This is a genomic window from Salmonella sp. SSDFZ54 (genome assembly GCF_004010735.1).
GTDB classification, from domain to species: domain Bacteria; phylum Pseudomonadota; class Gammaproteobacteria; order Enterobacterales; family Enterobacteriaceae; genus Salmonella; species Salmonella enterica.
Window position 1 is genome coordinate 3,421,383 of record NZ_CP034819.1, and the last position, 22,839, is coordinate 3,444,221.

The following is a 22,839-nucleotide window of genomic DNA, read 5'->3' on the forward strand; positions in this document are numbered from 1 at the left end:
GGCAGGCATCTGACTTTCCGCGTGACTTTGTTAATGTCATTTACAGAAATTGACAGTACAGATACCTGCGATCGGTTACTGCGCGCTGGCGATAAAGGACTGTAATTGTGCTTCTGTTTGCAAACGTTGCTGTAATGCGCTGGCTTCGGCTTTACTGGCAAAAGGCCCCAGTTGAATACGCCAGACCGCGCCGTTTTGTATTACGCGCCCTGGTACGCTGAACTGCTGGCTTAAACGCTGTTGGTACTGCTGCGCACGCGTTTGATCGCTGACGGCGCCGACCTGGACGACGAAACGACCGCTCGCCGCGGCGGCTGGCGCACTCACCGGGGCAGATACCGGGGCTGCGGCGGCAGGCGCGCTCACCGGCGTCGCAGTCGCTGGAGCCGTCACCGGCGCGGAAACCGGCGCTGTCTGTGGCGCCGGCGTCGGTTCATTACTCTCCAGCACGCCAGGCGCCAGCGTAGTCGGCGCGCCGAGGAAGCCGCTGCTGCTCACCGGCGCGCCGGTGGTATCGTCACTTTTCAACGTGGAATTACTGACCGGAAGAACGTCGCCTTGCGGTTGCGCAGGCGCTGAAGAGGCGCTTCCCATTCCGCCGCTTAAATCAGGGCGAGGGGGCAGAGCGTAGGTCTGTTTCGCCACCGTCGTACAGGCCATCCCCGGGCCGGAGAGTGAACCATCCGGCGCCACGATAATGGGGTCAATCCGTACTTTAGTATTATTCGAGGTATTCAGACGATCCGCCGCCGCGCGGGACAGGGAGATGACCCGATCGGTGCCATAGGGGCCGCGATCGTTAATACGCACGACGATCATGCGACCGTTGGCCAGGTTGGTGATTCGCGCATAGCTGGGGATAGGCAGTGTCGGATGGGCGGCGGTAAGCTGCATCGGATCGAACATCTCCCCGGAGGCGGTTAAATTACTGCCGGGTTCCGCATCATAAATAGCGGCCAGGCCAGCCTGGCTAAAGCGGGACGGGTCCTGAACGATTTTATAACTTTTACCGTCACGCTGATAATCCTGGTTTGCAGTCGGATTCAGAGGTTCATAACGCGGTTCCGCTCCGCTGATTTCCACAGTCGGACCATTACATACCGCAGGTTGCGGCGCGACGGTGGTTTGCTGCTGACCGCCGTCATTAGTACATGCCGCGAGTAGTACTATCCCTGCCGCGACGCAGATTACAGGCAACTGCTTACGCATTGCGCACCCCTTATACGCTTTTCGACAACATTTTTCTGTGGGTGTGGATCGACATCACAATCCCGAACCCGGCCATCAGCACAATCAGTGCGGAGCCCCCGTAGCTGACCAGGGGTAAAGGTACTCCAACCACAGGCAGAATACCGCTCACCATACCAATATTTACGAAGACATAAACGAATAATATTAACATTAATCCGCCAGCCATCACGCGACCAAATGTAGTTTGCGCTCTGGCGGCAATCCACAAACCGCGCATTATTAGCAAAATATAGAGCGCGAGCAGAATCAGGATGCCCACCAGACCGAGCTCTTCCGCCAGTACCGCGAAGATAAAGTCGGTATGGCGTTCGGGTAAAAACTCCAGCTGCGACTGGGTGCCATGGAGCCAGCCTTTACCGCGCAGGCCGCCTGAGCCAATGGCGATTTTAGACTGAATAATATGATAGCCCGCGCCCAGCGGATCGGTCTCCGGATCAAGGAGCATCATGACGCGCTGGCGTTGGTAATCGTGCATCAGGAAAAACCACAAAATAGGAATAAATGCAGCGATCAATACAATGGCGACCCCAATTAAGCGCCAGCTCAGACCAGACAAAAATAGGACAAAGAGACCGGAAAGGGCGACCAGAATAGACGTCCCCAGGTCCGGCTGGGCGGCGACCAGCAGGGTAGGCATAAAGATTAATACCAGGGCGATGGCGGTATTTTTCAGCGAGGGCGGGCAGACGTCACGGTTAATAAAGCGGGCGACCATCAGCGGCACGGCGATTTTGGCTATTTCCGAAGGCTGAAAGCGAACGATTCCCAGATCGAGCCAGCGCTGCGCGCCTTTGGATATTGCGCCAAAGGCATCAACGGCGACCAGCAAAATGATACAAATGATATAGAGATAGGGCGCCCAGCCTTCATACACGCGCGGCGGGATCTGCGCCATCACCACCATGACCACCAGCCCCATCGCAATCTGACCGATTTTACGCTCCATCATGCCGATGTCCTGGCCGCTGGCGCTCCAGATGACCAATGCGCTGTAAACCAGTAACGCCAGCAGAATAAGTAGCATCGTGGGATCGATATGAATTTTATCCCAGAAGGTTTTTTTGTTCGGATTATCCGTCATGATTATTGGTCCTCCGCCGCTGCAACCACCGGGTTTTCCGCAGGCAAATGGGTGTTGTTGTCGCCCAGCATGATGTGATCAAGGATTTGGCGCATGATTGTGCCTACTGCCGGGCCTGCGCCGCCGTTTTCAAGGATGATCGCGACGGCGACCTGGGGATTGTTATACGGCGCAAAGGCGGTCATCAATTTATGGTCGCGCAGGCGCTCGGCGATTTTATGCGCATTGTACGTTTCGTTGGCCTTCAGGCCAAAGACCTGCGCGGTGCCCGACTTCGCCGCGATTTTATAGGGCGCGCTGGCAAAATATTTATGCGCCGTGCCATTAGGGCGGTTGGCGACGCCATACATGCCATCTTTCGCAATTTCCCAGTAGCCGGAGTGAATATCGCCCACCGGCGGCTCATGCGGCTGTACCCACGGCACCTGTTTACCGTTTTCCGCGGTGCTCATTAACAGGTGCGGGACTTTAACTACACCGTCGTTAATAAGGATCATCAGCGCCTTACTCATCTGAATCGGCGTTGCCGTCCAGTAGCCCTGGCCGATGCCCACCGGAATCGTATCGCCCTGATACCACGGTTTTTTAAAGCGTTTCTGTTTCCACTCGCGGGTCGGCATATTACCAGAGCGCTCTTCTGCGAGATCAATTCCGGTATAGTGACCATAGCCGAACTTACCCATCCATTCTGACAGGCGATCGATCCCCATGTCATAGGCCACCTGATAGAAGAAGGTATCCGCCGACTCTTCAAGGGATTTGGTGATATTCAGATGCCCGTGGCCCCATTTTTTCCAGTCGCGATAACGTTTCTCAGACCCCGGCAACTGCCACCAGCCAGGGTCGAAAAGACTGGTGTTACGGGTGATGACGCCAGCGCTTAACGCCGATACGGCGACGTAAGGCTTAACGGTAGAAGCGGGTGGGTAGACACCCTGAGTCGCGCGGTTCACTAATGGCGTGTTCGGGTCGTTAAGCAGCCCGGAGTAATCTTTGCTGGAGATGCCATCCACGAAAAGGTTAGGGTCGTAACTTGGCATGGAGACCAGCGATAGCACGCCGCCGGTACGCGGATCGGTGACAATCACCGCCGCGCGACTGCCTGCCAGCAGCGTTTCAATATACTGCTGGAGCTTGAGATCCAGCGTCAGGTAGATATCGTGTCCGGCCTGCGGCGGCACCTCTTTGAGTTGGCGAATAACGCGACCGCGGTTGTTGACTTCAACCTCTTCATAACCGGTTTGCCCATGCAGAATATCTTCATAGTAGCGCTCAATGCCCAGCTTGCCGATGTCATGGGTGGCGGCGTAGTTCGCCAGTTTGTTTTCTCTGTCGAGACGCTCGACGTCTTTATCATTGATTTTCGATACGTAGCCGATAACGTGGGTCAGCGCCGATCCGTATGGATAATAGCGGCGTTTATAGCCTTTGACTTCGACGCCCGGAAAACGGTACTGGTTGACAGCAAAGCGCGCGACCTGAACTTCCGTCAGGTTTGTTTTCACCGGAATAGAAGTAAAGCGATGGGATCGGGCGCGCTCTTTTTTAAAGGCGGCGATATCGTCGTCGTTTAAATCGACCACACTGCGTAGCGCATCCAGCGTTTGCTGAACGTTATCCACCTTTTCCGGCATCATTTCAATCTGATAGATAGTGCGGTTCAGCGCAAGGGGAATGCCGTTACGGTCGTAGATTATCCCGCGGCTTGGCGCAATTGGCACCAGCTTGATACGGTTTTCGTTCGAGCGGGTCTGGTAATCGGTAAAACGGAGAATTTGCAGATTATACAAATTGGCGATCAGTACGCCGGTCAGCAGCAAAATACCCAAAAAGGCGACCAGCGCCCGACGCACAAACAGTGCGGACTCAGCCGTATAGTCACGAAAAGAATTTTGTCGTTTCATCCGCTGCTTAATCTTCTCAAGACTTCACGATCACTCACGGTGATAAGGGTGGTTGGTTGTGATGCTCCACGCCCGGTACAAACTCTCCGCGACCAGAACCCGAACCAGCGGGTGAGGGAGCGTTAACGCCGAGAGCGACCAGCTCTGTTCCGCTGCCGCTTTGCAGGCGGGAGATAATCCTTCCGGGCCGCCAATCAGCAAACTGACGTCGCGCCCGTCCTGTTTCCAGCGCTCCAGCTCATTGGCTAACTGCGGCGTATCCCACGGCTTGCCTGGAATATCCAGGGTAACAATGCGATTCTTACCGGCGGCGGCCAGCATCTGCTCGCCCTCTTTGTCGAGAATGCGTTTGATATCCGCGTTCTTGCCGCGTTTGCCCGCAGGGATTTCGATCAGCTCAAAGGGCATATCTTTCGGAAAACGACGCAGATATTCCGTAAATCCCGTTTGAACCCAGTCGGGCATCTTCGTGCCGACAGCGACAAGTTGCAGCTTCACGCATTAACTCCAGAGTTTTTCCAGTTCATACAGGCGGCGACTTTCTTCCTGCATGACATGCACAATCACATCGCCCAGATCGACGACAATCCAGTCAGCCGCATTTTCGCCTTCGACGCCCAATGGCAGCATACCGGCCGCGCGCGACGACTGCACCACGTGGTCGGCAATAGACATAACGTGACGGCTGGAGGTGCCGGTACAAATAATCATACAGTCGGTGATACTGGATTTACCCTGAACATCTAAGGCGATGATGTCCTGACCTTTCAGGTCATCAATTTTGTCGATAACAAAATCCTGGAGTGCTTTACCCTGCAAGTTTTCCCCCTGGGTGAATAATTGCGTTATAACGATAGAAAAAAGGCCAACAGGCTGGACCGGTAAGGCGTTGCGAGTTAACGCTAACCTTCCGGCGGGACGCCGTGTAGTATACCTGAATTAGCAGCGATACCGGGACTTATGTCGCCGGATCGGCGTTTAAAACCAGATTATCATCCCATCCCACGTCACAGAAAGCATCGCCATTTTTGTAAAACAATTTCTGCAAAGCTCTGCAAGGTGAAAAAAGCCTGGCTGCGGAGAATAACAGCCTGTCGGGGGCTGTCAATGGGCGAAACCGCTGCGGCGAGAAAAAACGGAAAATTCATCACTCAGGCCGCCAGACGGCACGACTATTTAATACTTTCAGGGTGGCGAACCCTTCGCACAGGTCGATTGCGCTCCAGCATCCCTGTTCTACCCGGAAATGCCATAGCGAGGCGGCAGGCATTGCGAGCAGACGGGCAATCAACAGGCTGAGTACGCCCTGATGGCTGACGATCAGCAGGTTCTGGCAATCGCTAAACGCGTCGAGTCGCGAGATAAAGCGCTCTACGCGCCGGGTAAAAGCCTGAAAACCCTCGCCATTGGTCGGAACCGCATTCTGCCAGTCCGTACACCAGGCAGCATAGCTTTCGGCATCTTCATGGGCGAGGTCGCGGTGATGGCGCATTTCCCAGTCGCCAAAGTACATCTCATTAAGCTCAGGTAAGATGTGTTGCGGCACATCCCGGCCCTCCAGTACGAGCCGGGCGGTATGGCGCGCGCGCTCCAGCTCGCTGCATAACACCCTGTCAAATGGCGCGTGGCGCAATAAAGTATGTAGCGTTTTCGCCTGGCCAATCCCTTTTTCCGTTAACGGCGTGGGAGCATGTCCGCTATACAACCCGGCGACATTGGCCTCGGTTTCGCCATGACGCACCAGCCACAATCGCATGGTATTCCTCATGAGGTTAAATGCGCAAAACATGATAATGCCCCTGATTGCGCAACGTTTTTTTCACTAAAATAGCGTTTTTTGGCCGGAGGCATAATGGCGTTATTCAACAGCGCGCATGGCGGTAATATTCGGGAAGCCGCGACGGTGTTGGGCATCTCGCCTGACCAGTTACTGGATTTTAGCGCAAACATTAATCCGCTGGGTATGCCTGTCAGCGTGAAACGCGCGCTTATCGACAATCTGGACTGCATTGAGCGCTACCCGGACGCCGATTATTTTCATTTGCACCAGGCGCTGGCGCGTCATCATCAGGTGCCGGCATCGTGGATACTGGCGGGAAATGGCGAGACGGAGTCAATCTTTACCGTGGCGAGCGGTCTTAAACCGCGTCGTGCAATGATTGTCACGCCAGGTTTCGCGGAGTATGGCCGGGCGCTGGCGCAAATTGGCTGTGAAATTCGTCGCTGGTCTCTACGCGAAGCGGATGGCTGGCAGCTTACCGATGCCATTCTTGAGGCGTTGACGCCCGATCTGGACTGCCTGTTTCTGTGTACGCCCAATAATCCTACCGGCCTGCTGCCGGAGCGGCAGTTATTACAGGCCATTGCCGTACGCTGCAAATCGCTGAACATTAACCTGATCCTGGATGAAGCGTTTATCGATTTTATTCCGCATGAGACGGGCTTTATTCCTGCTCTTAAAGATAATCCGCATATCTGGGTGTTGCGTTCGCTGACCAAATTTTATGCCATTCCCGGCCTGCGGTTGGGATATCTCGTCAATAGCGATGACGCGGCGGTGGCGCGGATGCGTCGCCAACAAATGCCGTGGTCGGTTAACGCGCTGGCTGCGCTTGCCGGTGAGGTAGCGTTACAGGATAGCGCCTGGCAACAGGCGACCTGGCATTGGTTACGGGAGGAGGGCGCCCGGTTTTATCAGGCGCTTTGTCAGCTCCCCCTGCTGACGGTCTATCCCGGGCGGGCAAACTATCTGTTGTTACGCTGTGAGCGAGAGGATATTGACCTGCAGCGGCGGTTGCTGACGCAGCGGATTTTAATTCGTAGCTGCGCTAACTACCCGGGGCTGGACAGCCGCTATTATCGTGTGGCGATACGCAGCGCTGCGCAAAACGAGCGTCTGCTGTCGGCGCTGCGCAATGTGCTTACCGGTATAACCCCTGCTGATTGATGTAGTTCAGCACGTTTTCCGGCAACAGATCGTCGCAGGACTCGCCTTTTTCCAGCCGTTCGCGGATGAGGGTTGCGGAGATATTAAGCCAGGGCGTTTCCGCCAGGTAAATTTTACCGGCTGGCAACTGGTGCAGATCGTCTGGCGTATGGGTCAGATGCTGTTCCAGCCACTGCTGGTGTTGCGCCTGCGTCATTTCAAGGGGATAGCCCGGACGACGACAAACGATCAGGTGAGTGTTATCAAGGATGGTGTCGTAATCATGCCAGGTGGGGAAGTTAAGCAGCGAGTCCTGGCCGATAATAAACGCCAGCGGCGCTTCGGGACCCTGTTCTTCGCGCCATGCTTTCAGCGTTTGCGCAGTGTAAGAGGGCGCGTTTCGCTGTAGCTCGCGTTCATCCAGCGTAAAAAGCGGCTTATCGGCGATAGCCAGCTCCAGCATATATTTACGCTGCGCGCTGGAGGCTTCCGGCTGGGGGCGATGCGGCGGCACATTGTTAGGCATAATAATCACCCGCGATAAGCCGATCAGATTCGCCAGCGTTTCAACAGGTTTAAGATGTCCATAATGCACCGGATCAAAGGTGCCGCCGAATAAAGCCTGTAACGATTTCATATCACCCATCAATAAATACGTCTGCCAGCGCCTTATGGCAGAGCAGGAGCGACAGCCCTTCAAGATCTGCCCATACCGACTGACCATAATCCTGTTTGAGCGTAATTTCTGTACGCGTCAGTAACTGCACGGCCTGGCGAAGCTGCGCAGGATGGAGACGCTGCAACGCGTCGCCGATCATGGGGCGACGGTTTTGCCAGACCCGGTGTTTATCAAACAGCGCGCGTAACGGCGTATGCGCGGACTGACGTTTGAGATTTACCAGTAGCAGCAGCTCTCGCTGGAGGGTGCGCAGCAGAATAACCGGTTCGCTGCCTTCAAGGCGTAGCTGTTGCAGGATATGCAGCGCGCGTTTGCTTTTCCCCATCAGTAACGCATCCACCCAGTGGAAAGGGGTAAAGTGGGCGGCGTCATTGACGGCCTGCTCCACGCGAGGAAGCGTTAACTTACCGTCAGGCCAAAGCAGCGACAGTCGTTCCAGCGCCTGCGCCAGCGCCAACAGATTGCCCTCATAGCAATAGCACAGCAGTTGGTTCGCGGCGTCATCCAGTTGCAAATTCTGTGCTTTCGCTCTGGCGGCCACCCAGCGGGGAAGCTGCGCCTGCTCCGGCGTCTGACAACTGACCTGAACGCTACGGTCTGCCAGCGTGGTATACCAGGCGGCGTTTTCCTGCGCTTTGGTGAGCTTGTTTCCGCGTACTATTAATAACAGGTCGTCATGCAGCAGCTCGCTCAGGGTGGCGAGTTGCTCATTCATTGCCGCGTTAGGCCCGTTTTCCGGCAGTTGCAGCACCAGCGTTTGACGGCTGGCGAACAGGCTCATCGCCTGGCAGAGTGAGAAAAGCGATCCCCAGTCGGTACTGGGATCGAGAGTAAAAGCGTGGTGCTCTTCGAAGCCTTGCGACGCAGCCGCCAGACGAATAGCGTCCTGACTTTCCTGCAGCAGCAGCGGATCGTTGCCCAATAATAGATATGCCGCACGCAGCCCTTCGTTGAGCTGCGCGCGGAGTTGTTCAGGATACAACCTGATCATTAGTTACTCAGCGTAGTGGAGACGCGTGCTGGCGTAGAGGCGGGCGCCGCCGTCTCATTGTCGGCGGTAGCCTCCTCTTTCGTCGCCTGAATATCCGCCGCGCGGACGCTGGTCAGCTTACGAATCAGCTGTTCAGCGGCTTTGTCGTACATCTCCTGAACGATCATGGCCTGCTCGTTATCCTTCGCCAACGCCATCTGCGGGTTATCGAAGAACGAACGGTACACTTTCGTGCTGATAGGATAGATGTCATGGCCCGGAATCAATACCGAGGCATTGACGGTCATCACCATCTGATATTCCGCCGTCTGGCCGTCCTGGAACACTGACGCCGTATCCTGCGAAATAGTCACCGTTCCAAGCCGCAGAGACGGAACGTCTTTGCGCGTTGTGTCTTTATCAAGCAGGTTTACGTTATTCAGCCGTAACTGATTACGTACCGCACGACTTAGCGGACCGTTCGGATCGCCGGAATCGAGGATCATCGTTTTCATTGAAGCCGGAACCTGCGTAGTGCTACGCAGATGCCAGCCGCATCCGGCGGTGACCAGCACCGCCAGAGATAACAACAGTGTTACCAGATATCGCACGCTTCCTCCCGCGCTTAGCCAACAACCAGATTGAGGAGTTTACCCGGAACGTAAATCACTTTACGCACGGTAACGCCATCAAGATATTTTGCCACCAGATGTTCCTGGCCTGCACGTTCACGCACCTGTTCTTCGGTAGCATCCACCGGTACGGTGATTTTCCCGCGAACTTTACCGTTAACCTGCACGACAACCAGCGTGGTGTTTTCCACCATTGCCTGCTCGTCGGCAACCGGCCACGGCGCGTTGTCGATATCGCCTTCGCCGCCCAGTTCCTGCCACAAGGTAAAGCAGACGTGCGGGGTGAACGGGTTAAGCATACGCACGACGGCCTGCAGCGCTTCCTGAAGCAGTGCGCGGTCTTGTTCGCCTTCCTGCGGGGCTTTCGCCAGTTTGTTCATCAACTCCATGATCGCCGCAATGGCGGTGTTGAACGTCTGACGGCGGCCGATATCATCGGTCACTTTGGCAATGGTTTTATGCACATCGCGACGCAGCGCTTTTTGATCTTCGCTCAGCGCATCGACGTTCAGCGCCGCGACAGGACCTTTAGCGGTGTGTTCGTAAACCAGCTTCCAGACGCGTTTAATAAAGCGGTTTGCGCCTTCTACGCCGGACTCCTGCCATTCCAGAGTCATATCCGCCGGAGAAGCGAACATCATAAACAGGCGTACCGTGTCCGCGCCATAACGTTCAACCATTACCTGCGGGTCGATACCGTTATTTTTCGACTTGGACATTTTACTCATGCCAGTGTAGACCAGCTCATGACCCGCTGCGTCTTTTGCTTTGACGATGCGGCCTTTTTCATCGCGCTCGACGATAGCGTCAACTGGCGAAACCCAGTTACGTTCGCCGTTCTCGCCGACATAATAGAACGCATCCGCCAGCACCATGCCCTGACACAGCAACTGCTTAGCCGGCTCGTCAGAGGTGACCATGCCCGCATCGCGCATCAGCTTATGGAAGAAGCGGAAGTAGAGCAGGTGCATGATGGCATGTTCAATACCGCCGATGTAGATGTCGACTGGCAGCCAGTAGTTTGCCGCTTTCGAATCCAGCATTCCTTCCTGATACTGCGGGCAGGTGTAACGCGCGTAGTACCATGACGATTCCATAAAGGTGTCGAAGGTGTCGGTTTCACGCAGCGCCGGCATACCGTTAACGGTAGTTTTCGCCCACTCAGGATCGGCCTTGATCGGGCTGGTGATGCCGTCCATGACGACGTCTTCCGGCAAAATAACCGGCAGTTGATCTTCCGGCGTCGGCAGCACGGTGCCGTCTTCCAGGGTGACCATCGGGATCGGCGCGCCCCAGTAACGCTGACGGGAAACGCCCCAGTCACGCAGACGGTAGTTCACTTTACGTTCGCCGACGCCTTTTTCCGCCAGTTTATCGGCAATGGCGTTAAACGCCGATTCAAAGGCCAGGCCGTCGAACTCGCCGGAGTTAAACAGCACGCCTTTCTCGGTCAGCGCCTGTTCGGAAAGATCCGGCTCGGAACCGTCAGCGGCCAGAATCACCGGCTTGATGGTCAAACCGTATTTGGAGGCAAATTCGTAGTCGCGCTGATCGTGACCCGGAACGGCCATCACCGCGCCAGTGCCGTACTCCATCAGGACAAAGTTTGCCGCCCAGACCGGGATCTCTTCGCCAGTTAACGGATGAATCGCTTTATAGCCGGTGTCGACGCCTTTTTTCTCCATGGTCGCCATTTCGGCTTCGGCCACTTTGGTGTTACGGCATTCGTCGATGAACGCCGCCAGCTCGGCGTTGTTCGCCGCCGCTTTTTGCGCCAGCGGATGACCGGCGGCCACCGCCAGGTAAGTGGCGCCCATAAAGGTATCCGGACGGGTGGTATAGACGGTCAGGGTGTTATCGTAGCCCTTCACATCGAAGGTTATTTCCACGCCTTCAGAGCGGCCAATCCAGTTGCGCTGCATCGTTTTTACGGTATCAGGCCAGTGGTCCAGCTTATCCAGATCGCGCAACAGCTCGTCTGCGTAAGCGGTGATTTTGATAAACCACTGTGGGATCTCTTTACGCTCAACTTTGGTGTCGCAACGCCAGCAGCAGCCGTCGATCACCTGTTCGTTGGCGAGAACGGTCTGATCGTTCGGGCACCAGTTAACGGCAGAAGTCTTCTTGTACACCAGGCCTTTTTTATACAGCTCGGTGAAGAATTTCTGTTCCCAACGGTAGTATTCCGGGGTGCAGGTCGCGATTTCACGGCTCCAGTCATAGCCAAAACCCAGCGTTTTGAGCTGGTTTTTCATGTACGCGATGTTGTCGTACGTCCACGGCGCCGGCGCGGTGTTGTTCTTCACCGCCGCGCCTTCCGCCGGCAGGCCGAAGGCGTCCCAGCCGATTGGCTGCAGCACGTTTTTGCCCAGCATACGCTGGTAGCGGGCAACCACGTCGCCGATGGTGTAGTTACGTACGTGGCCCATGTGTAGTCGGCCAGAAGGATAGGGAAGCATCGACAGGCAGTAATACTTCTCTTTGCTCTCGTCTTCGGTCACTTCAAATGTGCGCTTCTCATCCCAGTGAAGCTGTACTTTGGATTCTATCTCTTCCGGGCGGTATTGCTCTTGCATGGCAGCCAGTAGTCCTGTTTTCGATACAGCTACAAATGTAGCTTTAGAGGTGGTGTTTAGATCCGCATAGCATAGCCCAAACACGCACGTCAAAACAGGGGGTAGAACATTTGTCGCGCCAGGCGTTCATGAGGAGGTGACGCAAAATGCGACACGACTGAGGCAAATTACCGCAGTTCCTGTCACCGCCAGATCGGCCCATAAAAATAAAGTCATATAAACCATGTAGTTAAAAAATGGCACGCCTTTTGATTAGGGAAGACAGGACTAAAGCAAAGGAGTTAATCGTGAAAAAAAATGCAGTGGTGATTCACCCTCAGGATTGCGTCGCGACGGCTATTACGGCGCTCAAGGCCGGCGAAACCGCCACAATGTTCATTGGCGAACGCGAGATAAGCGTTGTGTTACATCAGGATGTGCCATTTGGCCACAAATTCGCCATCTGCGATGTGCCTTTTCATGGCGAAGTTTATAAATATGGCGAATCCATTGGCCGCGCCACTCAGGAAATAAAAAGTGGCGACTATGTGCACGTCCACAATGTGGAAAGCGAACGCGGACGTGGTGACTGGAAATAATATAAAACAAGGGAAAATGATTATGAGCAATGAGACTTTTTTGGGTTTCCGCCGCCCTGACGGCCGTTTTGGCATCCGTAATTATGTACTGATTTTACCTACCAGCGTTTGTGCGAATAAAGTCGCCCAGGATATTGCCCGGCAGGTAAAAGGCGCGACATGGGTGAATAACGATTTTGGCTGCTGCCAGGTGGCAGGCGATGCGCGTCTGACGGAAAAAACATTGATTAATGTGGCGAATAATCCCAACGTCGGCGCTATTGTGGTTGTGGGCTTAGGCTGTGAAGGCGCGGAGCCGCTGCGCATCGCAGAAGAGATTACCGCATTTGGCAAACCGACCTCCTGCATCACCATTCAGGAAGAGGGCGGCACGCTTAAATGTCAGGCCAGGGGGATTTCGCTGGCCCGCGACTATGCGCAACAACTCTCCATGCAAAAACCGCAGCAAGCACCGGTTAGCGAGCTGCTGCTGGCGATGGAGTGCGGCGGGTCAGATACGACATCGGGGCTGGCGTCTAACCCTTCCTGCGGGGTCGCCTCGGATAAGCTGATACGCTGCGGCGGAAGCTCAATTCTTTCTGAAACGACGGAATTTATTGGCGCCGAGCATGTGATGGCGAAACGCGCGGTGACGCCGGAGGTTGGTCAACAGCTCATTGATTTAGTGGTCGGCTGCGAGGCGCGAGCAAAAGCGCTGGGCGAGGATATTCGCGGGGGACAGCCGACGCCGGGCAATATTAAAGGCGGGCTGACTACCATTGAAGAAAAATCGTTAGGTTGTATGCATAAAGCGGGTCATGCGCCACTACAGGGCGTACTGGAATATGCCGATAGTCCAACGCATCCGGGCCTGTGGATTATGGATACCCCGGGGCAGGATATTGAATCTATTTCCGGCATGGTGGCGGGTGGAGCGCAGATCGTTATTTTTACTACGGGTCGCGGAACGCCTGCCGGTAACCCAATAGCGCCGGTAATAAAAATTACGGGTAATAAAGCAACGTGGGAAATGATGCAGGACAATATTGATATTGATGTGTCCGCCATTATGTCTGGCGAGGCTTCTATTACACAAATGGGCGAGGAAATTTATCAGGAAATTTTACGTGTCGCGAATGGGAAAACGACTAAATCAGAAGATTTAGGTCATAACGAATTCTCTATTTATAAGATCGCGCCGACGTTCTGATACCAAATCGGGCAGCACCAGCTGTCCGGTTATCTCCTGGGAATAAGCTATGAAAATTAAAAAAACACTGGAACGTTTTCCTGGTGGTATGATGGTTGTACCGCTGATCATCGGCGCATTGTTTAAAACTTTTGCGCCGGAGGCGCTGGAAATAGGCGGTTTTGTCACCTCTATTTCGCATGGCGCAATGGCGATTTTAGGCATGTTTTTAGTCTGTATGGGCGCGGATATCCAGTTTAAAGCCGCGCCGAAAGCGTTGAAAAAAGGCGCTGCGATCACCTTTGCGAAATTTGCCAGCGGCGTGATTATTGGCATTCTGGTCGGGAAATTTTGCGGCCCGGATGGGTTATTAGGTCTGTCGGCTTTAGCGATTATTTCGGCGATGACCAACTCAAACAGTGGGTTATATGCCGCGTTGGTGGGGGAGTACGGCGATGAAACCGACGGCGGCGCGATTGCGGTAATATCGTTGAACGATGGTCCCTTTTTCACCATGCTGGCGTTAGGGTCGGCAGGCATGGTGTCGATACCCTTTATGAATCTGGTGGCGGTTATTATTCCCATTATCATTGGCATGATTTTGGGTAATCTGGATGAGGACATGCGCAAGTTTCTTAAACAGGGCAGCGTGGTAACGATTCCCTTTTTTGCCTTTGGGTTAGGATACGGTATTGATTTCGCAAGACTTATCACGGCAGGTTCTTCAGGCATTTTACTGGGACTCATGACGGTGGCGATTGGCGGATTTTTTAATATTTTCGCCGATCGTGTGACGGGAGGCAGCGGCGTGGCAGGCGCGGCGGTATCCACCACCTCTGGCAACGCCGTCGCGACGCCAGCGGCAATCGCGCTGCTCGATCCGCATTTTACTGACCTGGCGTCGACGGCGGCGGCGCAGGTGGCGGCCTCGACGATTATTACCGCTCTGTGCGCCCCCTTCCTGACCGTATGGATAAAAAAACGCTACGATCGTAAACTGAACCCAGCCGCCGCAGGCGGTTAGCGTTTCGGCGGAAAATAAATCACGACGGGCGGTCTCGCCCGTTTATAAACCAACAGGATGGTGAGTGATGAATAAGACGAAAGATATAGCCGCATCTCCTCTCTGTTTTGTCTCTCCTTATCCGCAACTGGCAAAGGCTGCCGAGGCGCTGGTCGCGCAGTTGGATTACGCCGTCACTATTCATCAAACGACGCTTAATCGTATCCTGGATGAGCTACCTTTATTAGAGTCCCGTGGGCACCAGGTACTGATTAGTCGTGGCGGCTGTGCGGAAATATTAAAAAAGCACAGTAAATTACCGGTAGTCGAAATTAAAATGTCCGGCTACGACATTCTTGATGCGCTTATCCCTTTTAAAGGACAAAAAGGCACTGTCGGTATTGTCGGCTTTTCCAGTGTGATCAAAGGATGCGCGCGCGTAGCGGAACAGTTAAATATTAACTATAAAATTTTTACCTTACAGGGAAATGATAAAGAAACGATTTCTTGCCTGAAGCGGCAATTAGCGTCCACGCCATTAGATTGCATTGTTGGCGATACCGTTTGTCAGGATTATTTTTCACCGCTGGGCTCGCAATTCCGTTTACTTGATTCCAGCCCCGCCTCAATAACCGAAGCTCTGGAAGAAGCCCGCTCATTATATCTGGCTTTTCGCAGCCAATTACTCGAGCGTCATCATCTGCAGCTGATTCTCGATCAGTTTGATAAAGCTGTTATCACGCTTGATGATACCGGCGCGTTACTGCATTATAATAAATATGCGAGCCAACTTTTTAAAATTAACGCCTCCGGTGAAATTTATGACGCATCTTTCCTGAAACAGGTATTGCACCAGGAGCGGCATACATTACGCGAGGGAAAAACCGTCAGCGCGAAAGTCGTCGATACGCCGCAAGGCGCGATGGTGGTTAATCTGTATCCGGTATTTGCGGCCAGACAGTTAAGCCGGGTAGTGTTGACGATGCAAACCGTCTCCAGTTTACAGGGGGTGGAACATCATGTTCGCCGCCAGGAACTGTCTCGCCGTGGCTTGAGCGCCCGCTATCATTTCGACGATCTGCTTACAGAAAACCCGGAAATGCTGCGTCGTCTGGCGATCATTAAAAATTATGCCGGTACGGACGCGACTATCTTAATTAATGGCGAAAGCGGGACGGGAAAAGAGGTGCTGGCGCAAAGTATTCATAATGCCAGCCAACGCGTCAACGGCCCGTTTGTCGCCATTAACTGCGGTGCGATGGCCCCTCAGATTCTGGAGAGCGAACTCTTTGGCTATGTCGCCGGCGCATTTACCGGCGCGTCGCCGAAAGGCAAAATAGGCCTGTTTGAATTAGCGCACCACGGTACCATTTTTCTGGATGAGATTAGCGAACTGGATAAACCGCTACAGACGCGCTTATTACGGGTATTGCAGGAGCGGCAGATTATGCGGCTGGGCTCAGACCAGATGATACCTGTTGATATTCGCGTGATTGCGGCGACCAATCAGACGTTAACGAAGCTCATTGCGGACGGGACATTTCGCGAAGATCTTTACTATCGGCTTAACGTATTAAAAGTGACCACCATCCCGCTACGCAAACGTCCGGAGGATATCAAAGCCATCGGCCTGTCGCTGCTTACTAGTTTCAGCCAGCATTATAAACGCCCGGCACTAACGTTAACCCCGGCGCTGTGGCAAGAGCTTCAGCGCTTCGCCTGGCCCGGAAACGTCAGGCAGTTAAGCAATATTATCGAACGGCTGGTACTCTCTATTGATCACTCCCCGGCAACGCTGGATGAGGGTCGCCTCTTGCTGGACGATCTGGAAGAGGGGAGCCGACGCGAGCCAACTACCTGCCACGACTGCCAGATGCTGGCTGGCGATTATAAAACGATTCGCCTGCGTATTTTGAGAAAATTATTAGAGGCGGAAAGGGATAATAAATCGTTAGTGGCGAAACGGTTAAATGTCGATCGTACCTCGCTGACGCGCTGGATACGTGAGTCGGCCTGACAAGAATTTACAGACTCTGTGGGCAGCCTTGCAAAGCGTAACGCAAATAACGTCTATTATTATAGGCAGTTAACGATCCAAGAGGTGAAGTGATGAACAAGGTTGCTCAATATTACCGTGAACTGGTGGCCTCATTAAGCGAGCGTTTACGCAATGGCGAGCGCGACATTGATGCGCTGGTGGAGCAGGCGCGCCAGCGCGTGATGCAAACAGGGGAGTTAACGCGAACCGAGGTGGACGAACTGACGCGCGCTGTCAGACGCGATCTGGAAGAGTTCGCCATGAGCTACGAAGAGAGCCAGGAAGATAGCGTCTTCTTGCGGGTGATTAAAGAGAGTCTCTGGCAGGAACTGGCGGATATTACCGACAAAACCCAGCTGGAATGGCGTGAAGTCTTCCAGGATTTGAATCACCACGGCGTGTATCACAGTGGCGAAGTGGTGGGGTTGGGGAATCTGGTGTGCGAGAAATGCCACTATCATCTGGCGGTTTACACGCCGGATGTGCTGCCGCTCTGCCCGAAGTGTGGGCACGATCAGTTCCAGCGCAGGCCGTTTGAGCCGTAAGGTTCATTATCGTGAGCGGACGGTGCCGTCCGCCATGTTAAGCGTGCAGTTGGGCTTCCAGTTTGCGGATCTCTTCGTCGACGTTCCATTTGCCCGTGGGCTGCACTTTCTGGAACCAGTAGAGCGCCTGCTTCACATCCACTGCGGTACCGCGCCCGTCGCGGTACATAAAACCCAGGTTATACCATGCGGTAACGTTGCCAGCTTCCGCCGCCCGATGAAACCAGCTAAGTGCTTCTTCATCGTCACGCTCGACACCGTGTCCTTGTTTGTACATCCAGCCGATATTAACGTAAGCATTGCTATCTCCCTGCGCCGCAGCTTGTTGATACCAGTGCATTGCCTGCTGATAATCCTGCTTAACGCCTTCCCCTTCGCTATACGCGCAGCCAAGCTGGAATTGGGAATGGACTTCATCCTGTAGCGCACTTCTCAAATACCATAAGGTAGCCAGGAGTAGGTTTTTTGTCGTGCCGCGACCGTCCCAATACATATCTGCCAGATTCTCCTGGGCGGTAGCGTCACCTTGTAAGGCCGCCTGTTTGTACCAATAAAAGGCCAGTTGATGATTCTTCTCAACACCGTCACCTCCTTCATACATTTTGCCGAGATTATTTTGCGCATAGCTGTGCCCGCGTTCCGTACCGACGCAATACCAGAATACTGCCTGAGCGTAATCTGGCTCACTTCCTGTTTCTCCTTCCAGGACCCACCCCAGGTCGTTAGGCGCAAGCTTATGCCCTTGCTTTGCTGCTTTTTCCAACCAGTATGAGGCTTTGGCATTATCTTTCATGCTGGTAGGCGTGTCTGAATATCTTAAGCCGAGCCAATATTGCGCCTCGCAGTGTCCTTGCTCGGCCGCCTGCTGTAGCCAATAAAAAGAGAGCTTATCCTCTTCGCTGCCATCTATACGTTCGTCATTATATAAACGGCCTAATATATATTGAGCTTCACTATTTCCTGACTGCGCCAGTTCGGTTAATTGTGCTAAAGATACGTTGTCGCAGGGATGACTGGTTATGGAATGATTCATTTTTTAATTTATCCCGCCATTGTTTTTTAGATTAATAATATATTGCGATTTGGCTTTGTTGTACTCTATTTTAGTTTTCAATTGCGTTTTTATTTGTGGCGTGAATATATTTTGGCGATTTATTATGGATAAAGAATCACAATATTTACTCTTTGCACTTTCCTCGCCGATGGAAGTATTGAACGAGGACTGTTTACCTTCACATTCGTCACCGAAAATGTATATAGGGATAAAACGTTTCGATCTTGAATCGTCGTGGGGTATTGAAAATCGCGATAAACTGCTTCAGACCATTTCCCGCATGACGGATGACGGTCATGCCACACAACTGGAATGGCTATATCGCCTCTGGTTTAGGTATGCGCCGCAGGAGTGGCAGGAGTATACCGACACGCTGGACGAGGGAGATCGCATTTATGCCCGATTCGTCGCTGATACCGCCGTGTGTTGCGGTGAAGGCGGTATTCGCAGCTGGGATTATGTGCGGATGGGATTTCTCTGCCGCATGGGCGTACTCAATGAATGGCTGACGGAAGAGGAGAGCCTGTGGCTGCAGTCGCGGATACAGCTTCGTGCGCTCAACTATTATTCCGGCTGGTTGCCGTATTTCAGCGCTTATTACACCGGGCGTTTGTACTGGCAGTTACGGAATGGCGATAACCTACCGCTGCTACGCGAGACATTCGCCCGTAAGGAGTTTGATGACGCGGGGCGACGTATGATGAATAAGCTGATCGCCGGAAAAGACAGTTTTTACGCCACGCTGCCGTGGCGCTACCTGCCCCATTACCCTGAATGCCCGGACACGCTTCAGGAGGTGAGCGATCTATGAAAACCTGTTGGCAAGTCCTTGGTATTGAGGCCACCACGGATACCGACGCCATTCGTCAGGCTTATCTGGCGCTGCTGCCGTCATTTCATCCGGAAACCGATCCGCAGGGTTTTAAGCTATTGCGAGAAGCCTATGAGAATGCATTGCAGGGGACAACATCGCCCGCCATTACGGTGGTTGATGAGGATCCCGATACCCCGTGGGTGAATTATCTCGGGGAGATTTTCCGTGACTTGCTGGCGGATGAAGAACGGCGCTTTCAGCCGCAGGCATGGCAGGAGTTTATCCAACAGATCAATAAATTATCGATTACACAGGCCGAAAAAGCGCGCTGGCTATTGTGCGATATCGCGATGCAGACGTTTCCAGTCTCCTATAGTTGTATGAACCTGCTATCGCAGCGGTTGAGCTGGGAGCAACGGGACTGCAATGAGGAGATGGATCGCGAAAGGCTGGATAATTTTCTGTCCTATGTTGAGCACGGCGATATGTTTGACTATGCGCTACTGCTCAATATACCGCCGGAGGTGCAGAATCAGACTCTGGCGTTTTATGATGCCCTGGACAGCACCTTTTTCGAGCATCCTCTCTATTTCGCCCAACTTATGGCCCAGCACGGCCCGTGGATTGTCCCGGACGATCTGCGCTTTCACCGACGCTTGTTACGCTGGTTCAGCACCCTGCATCTTGGCGTCGCGGAGCTGCTGCCCGTCGCCCTGACATGGCAGGAAGCCGAACCCGATAGCCAGACGCCGGGTTATTACTACTTAGCCCAGCGCGTATTCTGCGGTGAAGGCGATAGCCTGCTGCCAGAACTTTACGCGCAGTGGTGGGCGCATCCTTCTACCCAGCTTGACGATCTGTTGCTGCGCTGGTGCCGCCAGTATCGGCCTGACTTTTTCCCGCTGCTGGTGATGGCGGTTGAGGGGCGTGAGCAGGTGGATATTAACGCTGAACAGCTGCTCTATATTCCCGGCTCCAGCGCCCGTTCCTGCTTGCTGTGGGCCGAGGCGCTGCACAGCGGCGCATTATCGCCGCTAAGCGAAAGTTTTATTGCGCGGCGTTTGAATTATGGCGCGCCAGCGATGAGTGAGGCGCATAGCCAGCATCCATACTGGCTGTTGTATCAGGTGGCGGATAGCCTGGCGTGCGCCGAGGAGCCGTCAGCGGCATTGTTACAGAGTCTGGTAACGAAGCTTGATGCGCCGGATATCTGCCCGTTGGAAGCGCTGGTTATTCGCGGGTTGCTGGGGCGGGCTGCGGCTGTCGCCACACCGTGTGAAGCTGTAGTCGCAGATGAGGAACCGGTGACGACGGTGACTTCGCCGAGTACGGAGGAATCTGGCGGCGGCTTTGGCCTCTGGCAGATGATTAAAATCATTTTATTTATTGGCGTTGTCGGCCATGTATTACGCCAGTTTATGCATTAGGGATATCGAATATGGACAAGGAAGAACAATATTTACTTTTTGCGCTCTCCACGCCGATGGAGGTGCTAAACAGTCGTGCCATTGGCGCGAAACCTTCGCACTTCTCCCCGGCAATGTATACCGGGAAAACACACTTTGATCTCTCCGATTCATGGGGGATTGATAACCGTGAAGATCTTATTCAAACCATCTATCGGATGACGGACGATGGTCATGCGGCAGATTTGGCTCCCTTTTATATCCGCTGGTTTACGCTATCTCCTCGCCAATGGCGCGAATTTACCGCGCAGTTTGGCGAGCAGGGCCAGATTTATGCGCGATTTGTTGCCGAAACCGCACTATGCTGCGGACGCGGCGGCATTAAAGCCTGGGACTATGTGCGTATGGGGTTTTTATGCCGGATGGGGGTGTTGAATCAATGGCTGACGGAAGAGGAAAGCCTGTGGCTGCAATCGCGTATCTATGCGCGGGCGCACTATTTTTACGACGGCTGGACGCAATATTTTGCCGCCTATTCGTTGGGGCGGCTGTACTGGCAGGCCGAAGGGGACGCCATGCAGGCATATTTCGCCCACCTAAAGTACGACGCTTCAGGCGCACGGATGTTTAATGAACTGATCTCTACGACAGAGAGTTATTATGCGCAGCTACCGTGGCGTCCGCTCAACGAACAACCGACATGCCCGGAAACGCTTAAAGGAGTGAGCGATTTATGAATATCTGTTGGGAAATCCTGGGCATTGAACCCACCACCGATCTGGAATGTATCCGTCAGGCTTATCTTGCCCTGTTGCCCTCATTCCACCCTGAGAGCGATCCGCAGGGTTTTAAGCGATTGCGCCAGGCCTATGAAGAAGCGCAGCACTGGGCCGCCTCGCCTGCGGAGGATGTAAAAACGGAAGAGGTGAGCGACGAACATGAAATACTGGTGGCGTTCAGGGAATTGCTGGCATCAGAGCGCGATCGCTTTCAGCCCTCGGCATGGCAGAAATTTATTCAGCAATTGAACCAGTGTTCAATGGATGAGATAGATAAGCTGCGCTGGCAGTTGTGCGACATCGCCATGAAAACGGAAACGATCTCGCTGTCTTGCCTGGCATTGTTGGCGCAGCGTCTGAACTGGCAGCCGCAGGAAGCAGACGATGATGCTGAGGGAGAAGAGCTGGAAGCATTTCTGGAGACCGTAAAGCGGGGCGATGCGTTTGATCTGCTAAGTCTGGCCAAATTGCCTCTTGTTGTTCAAGACCAAACTGACGCCTACTTTTTTAAGCTTGAGCGTATCTGGCGCTTTTATCCCGAACATTTTGCCGACGCTCTGCAGGTTCAGGGCGCCTGGATAATTCCCGATGATAAACAGCTGCATCGTAAACTATTACACTGGTTTAGCGCCGAGCAGTGGGGCATGGCCGAACTGGTCGATATTGCTCGTCGCTGGCAGGCCGCGGAGCCGGATAACGAAGATGCGCACTATTACCTTTGCAAACAGCGTTTGCTCTGCGGCGAAGGAGAAAGCCTGTTGGCCGATCTTTGCGATTTCTGGCAGCGTTACCCCTCCACGCAGGCGGACGACCTGTTGCTGGGCTGGTGCCGCCAGCATCGGCCTGATTTCTTCCCGCTGGCGGTGATGGCGGTCGAAGCGCGCTGTATGGCGGATGCCGAATATGTGCCCGGTGAAAGCGCGCGCACGCGTTTACTGTGGGCCGACATTTTGCACAGCGGTAGGTTATCACCGCTGGGGCGTTCATTTGTTGACTCCCTGTTTTATAAGCGAAAAGCGATGGCGTGGGCAAATTCACGGCTGAGTACCCAGGGGGAACCCGAAACGCCGCTGTTGGATCTGTACCGGACGGCGGAGCAGGTGGTGCTGGAAGCGTTTCCCAAAGAAAAGCCCTTTTTTCGCCTGCTGATCCGGCTGGAGGAGGGGCAAGCCTGTCCGCTGGAGGCGCTGATAACCCAGGCATTGTCATCAAAAATCGCCATGAAGCCAGGCGATATTCGCGACAAAAAGGAGCTGGCGGAAGAGCTCAGGCTGGCGGCTGAGAAAGAAGAGAAAAAATTGTCTTCTGAAGCGAAAACCGAAGCACCCCGTCAGGCGGAATCTGGCGGGGTGATGAAAATCATGAAAATTGTCGGTTTGATCGCGTTGATTGTCTGCGCGTTAAATCGATTCTTCCATTTTTTCTGAACAGGGGC

General features: G+C 53.9%; 21 protein-coding genes. 10 read left to right on the forward strand and 11 right to left on the reverse strand.

Annotated features, from left to right (window positions below; all coding sequences use genetic code 11):
• Positions 1-75 precede the first annotated feature (75 nt).
• From rlpA to EOS97_RS16895, 6 genes are all read right to left on the reverse strand, one after another.
• The gene (gene rlpA / locus EOS97_RS16870) at positions 76-1,209 is read right to left on the reverse strand and encodes an endolytic peptidoglycan transglycosylase RlpA (RefSeq protein ID WP_001231303.1); all 1,134 of its coding nucleotides are present in this window, start codon (positions 1,207-1,209) and stop codon (positions 76-78) included.
• Positions 1,210-1,219: 10 nt separating this feature from the next.
• Positions 1,220-2,332, reverse strand: coding sequence for a peptidoglycan glycosyltransferase MrdB (gene mrdB / locus EOS97_RS16875; protein WP_000131713.1), 1,113 nt, complete (start codon positions 2,330-2,332; stop codon positions 1,220-1,222).
• Positions 2,333-2,334: 2 nt separating this feature from the next.
• On the reverse strand, positions 2,335-4,236 hold the full coding sequence (gene mrdA / locus EOS97_RS16880; RefSeq protein ID WP_000828700.1) for a peptidoglycan DD-transpeptidase MrdA: 1,902 nt from the start codon (positions 4,234-4,236) through the stop codon (positions 2,335-2,337).
• A 30-nt stretch (positions 4,237-4,266) separates the two neighbouring features.
• A complete protein-coding gene (rlmH, locus tag EOS97_RS16885) occupies positions 4,267-4,734 on the reverse strand; it encodes a 23S rRNA (pseudouridine(1915)-N(3))-methyltransferase RlmH (protein ID WP_000776107.1) in 468 nt (155 codons plus the stop codon).
• Positions 4,735-4,737: 3 nt separating this feature from the next.
• Positions 4,738-5,055 carry a ribosome silencing factor gene (rsfS, locus tag EOS97_RS16890; protein WP_001161670.1) on the reverse strand — a complete coding sequence of 106 codons (318 nt, stop codon included), beginning with the start codon at positions 5,053-5,055 and terminating at the stop codon, positions 4,738-4,740.
• 328 nt (positions 5,056-5,383) lie between these two features.
• Complete coding sequence (locus EOS97_RS16895; protein ID WP_001241921.1) at positions 5,384-5,992, reverse strand: adenosylcobalamin/alpha-ribazole phosphatase; 609 nt, start codon at positions 5,990-5,992, stop codon at positions 5,384-5,386.
• A gap of 96 nt (positions 5,993-6,088) precedes the next feature.
• Between EOS97_RS16895 and cobD the strand changes: the two genes are divergently transcribed.
• Positions 6,089-7,183 carry a threonine-phosphate decarboxylase CobD gene (cobD, locus tag EOS97_RS16900; RefSeq protein WP_001173249.1) on the forward strand — a complete coding sequence of 365 codons (1,095 nt, stop codon included), beginning with the start codon at positions 6,089-6,091 and terminating at the stop codon, positions 7,181-7,183.
• Here cobD and nadD read toward each other — a convergent pair.
• From nadD to leuS, 4 genes are read right to left on the reverse strand one after another with little or no spacing between them, the layout of a single operon-like run.
• Positions 7,158-7,799: a nicotinate-nucleotide adenylyltransferase gene (gene nadD, locus EOS97_RS16905; protein WP_001518902.1), complete on the reverse strand. Its 642-nt coding sequence runs from the start codon at positions 7,797-7,799 to the stop codon at positions 7,158-7,160. The genes cobD and nadD overlap by 26 nt on opposite strands.
• A gap of 1 nt (position 7,800) precedes the next feature.
• Positions 7,801-8,832, reverse strand: coding sequence for a DNA polymerase III subunit delta (holA, locus tag EOS97_RS16910; protein ID WP_000620498.1), 1,032 nt, complete (start codon positions 8,830-8,832; stop codon positions 7,801-7,803).
• The gene (gene lptE / locus EOS97_RS16915; RefSeq protein WP_001269950.1) at positions 8,832-9,422 is read right to left on the reverse strand and encodes an LPS assembly lipoprotein LptE; all 591 of its coding nucleotides are present in this window, start codon (positions 9,420-9,422) and stop codon (positions 8,832-8,834) included. Before lptE ends, holA begins: the two co-directional genes overlap by 1 nt.
• Before the next feature lie 14 nt (positions 9,423-9,436).
• The gene (gene leuS, locus EOS97_RS16920) at positions 9,437-12,019 is read right to left on the reverse strand and encodes a leucine--tRNA ligase (RefSeq protein ID WP_001157920.1); all 2,583 of its coding nucleotides are present in this window, start codon (positions 12,017-12,019) and stop codon (positions 9,437-9,439) included.
• Between the two features lie 236 nt (positions 12,020-12,255).
• On the opposite strand from leuS, the gene EOS97_RS16925 reads away from it, so the two are divergent.
• From EOS97_RS16925 to EOS97_RS16945, 5 genes are all read left to right on the forward strand, one after another.
• Positions 12,256-12,597 (forward strand): UxaA family hydrolase, encoded by a 342-nt coding sequence (locus EOS97_RS16925; RefSeq protein ID WP_001574029.1) that lies wholly within the window; start codon positions 12,256-12,258, stop codon positions 12,595-12,597.
• Between the two features lie 16 nt (positions 12,598-12,613).
• A complete protein-coding gene (locus tag EOS97_RS16930; RefSeq protein WP_001670689.1) occupies positions 12,614-13,786 on the forward strand; it encodes a UxaA family hydrolase in 1,173 nt (390 codons plus the stop codon).
• A gap of 49 nt (positions 13,787-13,835) precedes the next feature.
• Positions 13,836-14,789: a 2-keto-3-deoxygluconate permease gene (locus tag EOS97_RS16935; RefSeq protein ID WP_000694480.1), complete on the forward strand. Its 954-nt coding sequence runs from the start codon at positions 13,836-13,838 to the stop codon at positions 14,787-14,789.
• A 67-nt stretch (positions 14,790-14,856) separates the two neighbouring features.
• A complete protein-coding gene (locus EOS97_RS16940) occupies positions 14,857-16,785 on the forward strand; it encodes a sigma-54-dependent Fis family transcriptional regulator (protein WP_001044183.1) in 1,929 nt (642 codons plus the stop codon).
• Between the two features lie 92 nt (positions 16,786-16,877).
• Positions 16,878-17,351 (forward strand): zinc ribbon-containing protein, encoded by a 474-nt coding sequence (locus EOS97_RS16945; protein ID WP_001044885.1) that lies wholly within the window; start codon positions 16,878-16,880, stop codon positions 17,349-17,351.
• Positions 17,352-17,388: 37 nt separating this feature from the next.
• Here the strand turns inward: EOS97_RS16945 and EOS97_RS16950 are convergent, their stop codons facing one another.
• On the reverse strand, positions 17,389-18,384 hold the full coding sequence (locus EOS97_RS16950; protein WP_001016632.1) for a tetratricopeptide repeat protein: 996 nt from the start codon (positions 18,382-18,384) through the stop codon (positions 17,389-17,391).
• Positions 18,385-18,508: 124 nt separating this feature from the next.
• Between EOS97_RS16950 and EOS97_RS16955 the strand changes: the two genes are divergently transcribed.
• The 4 genes from EOS97_RS16955 to EOS97_RS16970 are packed head-to-tail and all read left to right on the forward strand — an operon-like array spanning position 18,509 to position 22,831.
• Positions 18,509-19,216 (forward strand): DUF1266 domain-containing protein, encoded by a 708-nt coding sequence (locus EOS97_RS16955; protein WP_001805626.1) that lies wholly within the window; start codon positions 18,509-18,511, stop codon positions 19,214-19,216.
• Positions 19,213-20,646, forward strand: a complete 1,434-nt coding sequence (locus EOS97_RS16960) for a J domain-containing protein (RefSeq protein ID WP_000845194.1) — start codon at positions 19,213-19,215, stop codon at positions 20,644-20,646. Before EOS97_RS16955 ends, EOS97_RS16960 begins: the two co-directional genes overlap by 4 nt.
• An 11-nt stretch (positions 20,647-20,657) precedes the next feature.
• Complete coding sequence (locus EOS97_RS16965) at positions 20,658-21,362, forward strand: DUF1266 domain-containing protein (RefSeq protein ID WP_000356621.1); 705 nt, start codon at positions 20,658-20,660, stop codon at positions 21,360-21,362.
• Positions 21,359-22,831 carry a J domain-containing protein gene (locus EOS97_RS16970; protein ID WP_001017766.1) on the forward strand — a complete coding sequence of 491 codons (1,473 nt, stop codon included), beginning with the start codon at positions 21,359-21,361 and terminating at the stop codon, positions 22,829-22,831. Before EOS97_RS16965 ends, EOS97_RS16970 begins: the two co-directional genes overlap by 4 nt.
• Positions 22,832-22,839: the final 8 nt, after the last annotated feature.